This is a genomic window from Pseudomonas folii, from assembly GCF_014357575.1.
Classification (GTDB): Bacteria; Pseudomonadota; Gammaproteobacteria; order Pseudomonadales; family Pseudomonadaceae; genus Aquipseudomonas; species Aquipseudomonas folii.
In genome coordinates, this window is the sequence record NZ_JACONW010000065.1 from 22,426 (window position 1) to 30,194 (window position 7,769).

Annotated in this window: 5 protein-coding genes; all 5 read left to right on the forward strand. The window is 59.0% G+C overall.

Annotated elements, in window-relative coordinates; genetic code table 11:
- The first annotated feature begins 33 nt into the window (after positions 1–33).
- Positions 34–1,116, forward strand: coding sequence for a rod shape-determining protein MreC (mreC, locus tag H8S59_RS14770; protein WP_425504580.1), 1,083 nt, complete (start codon positions 34–36; stop codon positions 1,114–1,116).
- Positions 1,109–1,600, forward strand: coding sequence for a rod shape-determining protein MreD (gene mreD / locus H8S59_RS14775; protein ID WP_087264911.1), 492 nt, complete (start codon positions 1,109–1,111; stop codon positions 1,598–1,600). Before mreC ends, mreD begins: the two co-directional genes overlap by 8 nt.
- 72 nt (positions 1,601–1,672) lie before the next feature.
- Positions 1,673–2,272, forward strand: a complete 600-nt coding sequence (locus H8S59_RS14780) for a Maf family protein (RefSeq protein ID WP_187521879.1) — start codon at positions 1,673–1,675, stop codon at positions 2,270–2,272.
- Positions 2,269–3,726 (forward strand): ribonuclease G, encoded by a 1,458-nt coding sequence (gene rng, locus H8S59_RS14785; protein ID WP_027902220.1) that lies wholly within the window; start codon positions 2,269–2,271, stop codon positions 3,724–3,726. The genes H8S59_RS14780 and rng overlap by 4 nt, the downstream gene beginning before the upstream one ends.
- A 177-nt stretch (positions 3,727–3,903) precedes the next feature.
- Positions 3,904–7,722, forward strand: coding sequence for a YhdP family protein (locus H8S59_RS14790; protein WP_187521880.1), 3,819 nt, complete (start codon positions 3,904–3,906; stop codon positions 7,720–7,722).
- Positions 7,723–7,769: the final 47 nt, after the last annotated feature.

Here is a 7,769-nt window from a genome sequence, read left to right on the forward strand (position 1 = left end):
GCAAAAGGCCCTTCGTTGGGTGTGCGCCTGTTGGTGCTGGTCGTGTTGTCGGTAGCGCTGATGGTCGTGGATGCGCGGTTCACCGTGCTCAAGCCCGTGCGCAGCCAGATGTCGCTGGTGCTGATGCAGTCGTACTGGATCGTCGATCTGCCGCAACGCCTGATGCAGGGTGTGGCCAGCCAGTTCGGCAGCCGTACCGAACTGATCGCCGAAAACGAAAAACTCAAGACTGAAGCCTTGCTCCTGCAAGGGCGCCTGCAAAAGCTCGCGGCCCTGACCGAGCAAAATGTTCGCCTGCGCGAGTTGCTCAACTCTTCGGCGCTGGTCAACGAGAAGGTTGAAGTGGCCGAACTGATCGGCATGGACCCTAATCCTTTTACCCACCGGATCATCATCAACAAAGGCGAACGTGACGGCGTTGTCCTCGGTCAGCCAGTGCTCGACGCACGAGGCCTGATGGGGCAAGTGGTCGAATTGATGCCCTACACGTCGCGTGTGTTGCTACTGACCGACACGACTCACAGCATTCCGGTACAGGTCAACCGCAACGGGTTGCGGGCAATCGCCAGTGGCACGGGTAATCCGGAGCGTCTGGAGCTGCGTCACGTAGCGGACACCGCTGATATCAAGGAAGGCGACCTGCTGGTCAGTTCCGGTCTGGGTCAGCGTTTTCCTGCCGGTTATCCGGTCGCAACCGTCAAAGAAGTCATCCATGACTCCGGGCAACCGTTCGCTATCGTGCGGGCGGTGCCGACTGCTGCGTTGAATCGAAGCCGTTACCTGTTGCTGGTGTTCTCCGACGGTCGTTCGCCGGAAGAGCGCGCTGCCGATGCCGCACGCGCCCAGGAGTCCATCGAGAAAGGTGCTGATCCAGCTGCCGTACCGGCTACTGCTCCTGTCAATAATGCCAATAATGCCGCCGCGCCCCCCGGGACCGCTCATTCCGTACCCGCTGCCCATGGTGCTGCAGCTCCTGCCGCCGCCCCAGCTGCAACACCGGCCGCAACACCGGCCACGCCAGCACCCAAGCCCGCCAGCAAGCCGCCTGTAAAGCCTGCCGCGACCAAGCCACCGGCCACCGCGCCTGCCGCCACTCGGGAGAGAATCGATGGCTAGTCATGCCCCGGAACGTAACGGGTGGGTCGTCTGGTTCACTTTCGTCGTCGGTTTGCTGTTGAGCGTTTCGCCGCTGCCGCAGTTCATGGAAATCTTCCGTCCGCTCTGGCTGGCGCTGCTTGTGACTTTCTGGGCGCTGTATCTGCCCCATAAGGTCGGCATGACCACCGCTTGGCTCTTGGGTCTCATGGAGGACGTGCTGTACGGCACATTGCTGGGGCAGAACGCGCTGACGTTGTGCCTGATCACCTTTCTGGTTATGTCCCTGCAGCAGCGGTTGCGTATGTTCCCCATGTGGCAGCAGTGCCTGATTCTGTTGGTTATATTTGGGCTGGCCCAGTTGGCGCAGCTCTGGCTCAGCGCCCTGACCGGCAATCGACAACCAACGCTGGCGTTGGTGTTGCCTGCGCTGGTCAGCGCCTTGTTATGGCCTTGGGTCAGCTATGGCCTGCGAGGCTTGAGCAAGCGTTTGAAAATCAACTGACGCAGCATGTAGCCCCGGGTGAGCATCTCTGGCTCGGGGCTGCATCACGATCTTTGACACGGAGATGTCCCAATGCCCCCGCTTTTTCTAGCCTCTGGCTCGCCGCGCCGTCGGGAATTACTGACCCAGATTGGTGTTAGCTTCACTGTGCTCAGTGCACAGATCGATGAAACTCCCCGCGACGAAGAAACCCCGACGGGCTATGTCGAACGGCTTGCCCGTGGCAAAGCACAGGCCGGGCTGGCGTTGCTGGACGATGGTCAGGGCTGCGTGTTGGGAGCTGACACTGCGGTGGTGCTCGACGGTCGGATCCTCGGCAAACCGCAGGATGAGGCGGATGCCCTGAGCATGCTGACGGCGTTGTCGGGGCGTGAACATGAGGTGTTGACGGCCATTGCGCTGGTCAATCAACGGGGTTGCGAAACTCGCGTGGTCTCCAGCCGGGTGCGTTTTCGTTCGATCTCTACTGCCGAAATCCAGACTTACTGGGCCAGTGGCGAGCCTCAGGACAAGGCGGGCAGCTACGCTATTCAGGGCCTGGCGGCGATTTTCGTCGAAGGCTTACAGGGCAGCTACTCCGCGGTGGTTGGTTTGCCTCTATGCGAAACCGCAGAAATGCTGGGCCGTTTCGGCATACCCTGTTGGCAAGGCCAGGAAGGTGACAAGTCATGAGTGAAGAGATTCTGATCAACATCACGCCAATGGAATCACGCGTGGCAGTGGTGGAAAACGGTGTTCTGCAAGAGGTTCACGTCGAGCGGACCCAGCGTCGCGGCATCGTTGGCAATATTTATAAAGGCAAGGTTGTCCGGGTTTTACCCGGTATGCAGGCTGCGTTCATTGATATCGGGCTGGACCGTGCGGCGTTCATTCACGCTTCGGAAATATCCATGCGTGAAGGCTCTGCCGTTGAAACCATCAGTGCTCTGGTGCATGAAGGTCAGAGCCTGGTTGTTCAAGTCACTAAAGATCCGATTGGCAGCAAAGGCGCGCGGCTGACGACGCAACTGTCGATTCCTTCGCGCTATCTGGTGTACATGCCCAAGACTGCGCACGTCGGGATTTCCTTGAAAATCGAGGATGAAGGCGAGCGTGAGCGACTGAAAAAAGTGGTCAGCGATTGCGTCGCCCTTGAAGGCATCAAAGAGGTTGGCGGCTTCATCCTGCGCACTGCGGCCGAAGGTGCCGGGGCTGACGAAATCCTCATGGACATCCGCTATCTGCGTCGCCTCTGGGATCAGATAGGTGAGCAGATCAAGACCGTCAGCCCGCCCAATGTGATCTATGAAGACCTTGGTCTGGCGCTGCGCACGCTGCGGGATCTGGTCAGCCCGCGTATCGAGAAGATCCGCATCGATTCCCGGGAAACGTTCCAGAAAACCACGCAATTCGTGGCTGAACTGATGCCTGAAATCGCGGACCGCCTGGAGCATTACCCCGGCGAGCGGCCGATTTTCGACCTTTACGGCGTAGAGGATGAGATTCAGAAGGCGCTTGAGCGCAAAGTGCCGCTCAAGTCGGGTGGCTATCTGGTGATTGATCCGGCCGAAGCGATGAGCACCATCGACGTCAACACCGGCGCGTTCGTGGGGCATCGCAATCTCGAAGAAACCATCTTCAAGACCAACCTGGAAGCGGCAACCGCCATTGCCCGTCAACTGCGCCTGCGCAATCTGGGCGGCATCATCATCATTGACTTCATCGACATGGAAGACGGTGAGCACCAGCGTCAGGTACTGCGTACCCTTGAGAAGCAGCTGGAGCGGGATCACGCCAAGACCAACATCATCGGCATCACCGAGCTGGGGCTTGTGCAGATGACCCGCAAGCGTACCCGTGAAAGCCTTGAGCAGGTGCTGTGCGAGCCTTGTCATGCGTGCCAGGGGCGCGGCAAGCTGAAGACGCCGGAAACCGTGTGCTACGAGATATTCCGCGAAATCCTGCGTGAGGCCCGTGCCTATCAGGCGGTGGGTTACCGGGTACTGGCTAACCAGCGGGTGGTAGACCGCCTTCTGGACGAAGAGTCGGGTAATGTGGCGGAACTGGAAGCGTTCATCGGCCGCACTATTCGTTTTCAGGTAGAAACCATGTATTCACAGGAACAATACGACGTCGTGCTGCTCTGAGAGTGCGCCTGATAAAGTGAATTGTTAACGGTGCCTCAGGGCCAGCGGCATGCATGCCGTCACAAGCAGAGAACTATGCGTGGTAAATGAGCTAACCCTTGGCAGTATCTGCACCATTGAGTGGGGCCATTTCACGCAAGCCGGTTGGTGCGCATCCCGGTCCGGAGGCTCACTGAAATGGGGCGTCTGACACGTTTGGCCTCGCTCCTGACTCGCTGGGGCCTGAGTCTCTGCGCCCTTGTTCTGGTCATGGCGGCGCTGTATGTCAGCGTTGGCCGGGAGCTGACGCCGCTGGTCGCGGGTTACCGTGTCGAGGTTCAGAGCAAGGCGCAGACTGCAGTCGGTATGCCCTTGGCCATCGGCAGCCTTGAAGGCAGTTGGCGTGGCTTTTCACCGGTTTTCGTTGCCAACGATGTGATGGTCGGCGAGGGCGCGAACGCTGTGCGTCTTGATGAAGTGCGCGCCGAGCCCGATCTGTGGGCCAGCTTACTGGCGTGGGATGTGCGACTTTCCCATGTGGAAGTCAACGGTCTGCAGGTGATCCTCAAGGAGGATCAGGGCGGCCAATGGGCGCTGCAAGGGCTGCCGGTCCGGGATGACAAACCCCTTGATCCCGAGCAGATTCTCAATCAGATGCAGGTGGTTTCGCGCCTGTCGCTGCTCGACAGTCAGGTCACTCTGCAACCTTTCGAGCAAGCACCGCTGACCCTGACTTACGTGAATATCAGTCTGGCGACGGGGAGCACTCATCAGCGCCTTGACGCGCGTTTGACGCTTCCGGATGGTCAGCCGCTGGCCCTTAACGTCCGCTCGCGGATTCAGGCCAGAACGTGGAAAGAGGGTGAAGCCGATGCCTATCTGAGCCTGCCGCAAAGCGACTGGGCAAAGTGGCTACCCAAAACCCTGACCCGCCAATGGAAAGTGTCGACCCTCAAGGCCGGTGGCGAGCTTTGGCTGAGCTGGGGCAAAGGCACTGTGCAAAGTGCGGTTGCACGCCTCAATGCCCCGACGCTGAAAGCGGCTTACGCCGAGCGTAAATCCTCGAAGATCGACAATCTGGCGCTCAACGCCTGGCTCAAACGAAGCGATAGCGGTGTTGAAGTGAACCTTGGCTCCCTCGCTATGGACCTGAACGGCAAGCGCTGGGAAAGCCGTATTCAGCTTGAGCAAAAAATGGCCACCCCTGATCAGGAAGAAACCTGGCATGTTCAGGCTGACCGACTCGACCTGACTCCGGTAACGCCGCTGTTGAAATCCCTGGCTCCTTTGCCCGACACCGTCATGCAGGTCGTTGATAACCTCAAGGTGACGGGTGCGCTGCGTAACGCGTTGGTGGATTACCGCCCGCAAGCGGTGGGTGACAAGCGCCTGAGCTTTGCCGCCAATCTGGAAAACATCGGATTTCATGCTTATCACGGTGCTCCGGCGGCAGGTAATGTCAGCGGCGCGATCAGTGGCGATCTTGGGCAGGGTGAACTGCGCCTCGACAGCGACAACTTCATGCTGCACCTTTATCCGATCTTCAAAAACGAGTGGACCTATCCAAAAGCCAACGCTCGCTTGACGTGGCGTCTGGACGACGAGACCTTCACGCTTATCGCGCCCTACATCAAAGTGCTGGGTGATGAGGGCAAGATCGCTGCAGACTTCCTGATTCGACTGCATCTGGACCATGAGCGGGCTGATGAGGATTATATGGACCTGCGGGTGGGCATGGTCGACGGCGACGGCAGTTACACCAGCAAGTATCTGCCGGCTGTCCTCAGTCCGGATCTGGACAAATGGCTGCGTACGGCAATCATTAGCGGCAAGGTCGATCAGGGTTTCTTCCAGTATCAAGGTTCGCTGAGCAAGAGCGCGGCAGATACGGCTCGGGTCATCAGCCTGTTCTTCAAAGTGCGCGACGCGACACTGGACTTCGAGCCTGGCTGGCCGCAACTGACCGGCGTGGACGGCAAGGTCTATGTCGAGAACAGCGGCGTACGTGTCAAAGCCAGCAAGGGCAAATTGCTCAATACCGATGTCAGCAAGGTCGTGGTCAACATTCCCCACGCGCCAGCCGGACAACCCAGCCATCTGCTGGTAGACGGTAACTTTTCCGGTCAACTGGCCGATGGTGTGAAGATTCTGCAAGAGGCGCCTATTGGTACTGCCAGTACCTTCGCGGGATGGCAGGGCACGGGGCCGCTGGACGGCAAGCTGAAGCTGGATATCCCGCTGGTCAAAGGGCAGGAGCCGAAAATCGCTGTGGACTTCAGCACCCAGGGCGCACGTTTGAAACTGGCTGACCCGGCGCTGGACCTGACTCAGTTGAAAGGCGAGTTTCGTTTTGATAACGCTAAAGGGTTGAGTGGCAAGGGTGTTCAGGCGCAGGCGTTTGATCGTCCTGTCACGGCCGAAATCGCTGCCGAAGGCACGCCCAGTGCGAATCTTACCCGTGTGGTTGCCAACGGCCAGGTCACCGTAAAACGGCTGACTGAATGGCTGGGCGTTACCCAACCGCTACCTGTTTCTGGCGATATTCCGTATCAACTTCAACTGACGCTGGGCACAGATAGTGCGTTGCGGATCAACTCCAGCCTGAAAGGTGTGGCAGTGGATTTGCCTGCACCGTTCGGCAAAACGGCTGAAAGCAGTCTGGACAGCGAATTCCGCATGACACTCCAGGGCGCAGAACGCCGCTTCGGTTTTGCCTACGGCAAGCTGGCCAATCTGGCCTACGCCGCTGCACCGGGCAAAATGGGCGAGGGGCGTGGCGAGGTGTTTCTCGGCGACGGCGGTGCAATTGTGCCGGACGCCAAAGGCCTGCGTGTCAGGGGCTCACTTTCGGAACTCGATGTCGCGCCTTGGCAAGCCATGGTTAAACGTTACGCCGGTGATGATCCCGGTGGGAGCGCCAAGCAATTGGTCAATAACGTCGACCTGCAGATTGGCAAGCTGACCGCCATGGGCACGACGCTGGACAACGCCAGCGTTCAACTTAAACGCAACACCGACAATTGGGCGCTTTCGCTGGATAGCCAGCTTGCCAAGGGCACGGCGACACTGCCCGATGTAAAAAGCGCACCCATTGGCATCGACATGCTTTATGTCCGGCTGCCTGCGCCTGATCCAGCTGCCGCCGTTGTGGAAAATGCACCAGACCCCTTGGCCGATGTCGATCCGAGCCAGATTCCGGCGCTGGACGTGAAGGTCACACAGCTATTTCAGGGCGAGCAGTTACTGGGGGCTTGGGCCCTGAAAGTTCGTCCGACGCCCACAGGTGTTCGTCTGTCTGACCTGGATCTTGGTCTCAAGGGCATACGCTTGAAGGGTGAGGGCGGCTGGGAAGGCACGCCGGGTTCAACCAGCAGTTGGTATCGGGGCAACGTTGAAGGCAAGAACCTGGGGGACATCCTCAAGGCATGGGGGTTTGCCCCGACGGTCACCGCCGAAAAGTTCGAGTTGCACGCCGACGGTCGCTGGCCCGGTTCACCGGCCTGGGTGGCGCTCAAGCGCTTCTCCGGTAGCCTGGATGCCAAACTTGAAAAGGGCCAGTTTGTCGAGGTGGAAGGCGGCGCACAGGCATTGCGGGTGTTTGGTCTGCTCAACTTCAACTCCATCGGCCGCCGCTTGCGTCTGGATTTCTCGGACTTGCTGGGCAAGGGCTTGAGCTACGATAGAGTCAAAGGCCTGCTGGTCGCGAGCGATGGTGTTTATGTCACACGAACGCCGATTACCCTGACGGGTCCTTCGAGTAATCTAGAGCTGAACGGTACGCTGGACATGGTCAAGGATCGAGTCGATGCCAAGCTGCTGGTGACGCTGCCGGTCACGAACAATCTGCCGATCGCTGCTTTGATTGTCGGTGCGCCCGCTATTGGCGGCGCGTTGTTCCTGGTCGATAAGCTGCTGGGCGATCGGGTCGCACGTTTCGCCAGCGTTCAGTACAAGGTCGAAGGGCCCTGGAAAGAACCGAAGATCACGTTCGACAAGCCGTTTGAAAAACCTCAATAGTTCGTCATGGAGTACAGTGGGGGCCATTACGAGAGCTACCCTCCAGA

Excerpts from the sequence above, each read along its gene's own strand:
- mreD (WP_087264911.1), top strand. The coding sequence starts at position 1,109 with ATGGCTAGTCATGCCCCGGAACGTAACGGGTGGGTCGTCTGGTTCACT.
- H8S59_RS14780 (WP_187521879.1), top strand. The coding sequence starts at position 1,673 with ATGCCCCCGCTTTTTCTAGCCTCTGGCTCGCCGCGCCGTCGGGAATTA.
- rng (WP_027902220.1), top strand. The coding sequence starts at position 2,269 with ATGAGTGAAGAGATTCTGATCAACATCACGCCAATGGAATCACGCGTG.
- H8S59_RS14790 (WP_187521880.1), top strand. The coding sequence starts at position 3,904 with ATGGGGCGTCTGACACGTTTGGCCTCGCTCCTGACTCGCTGGGGCCTG.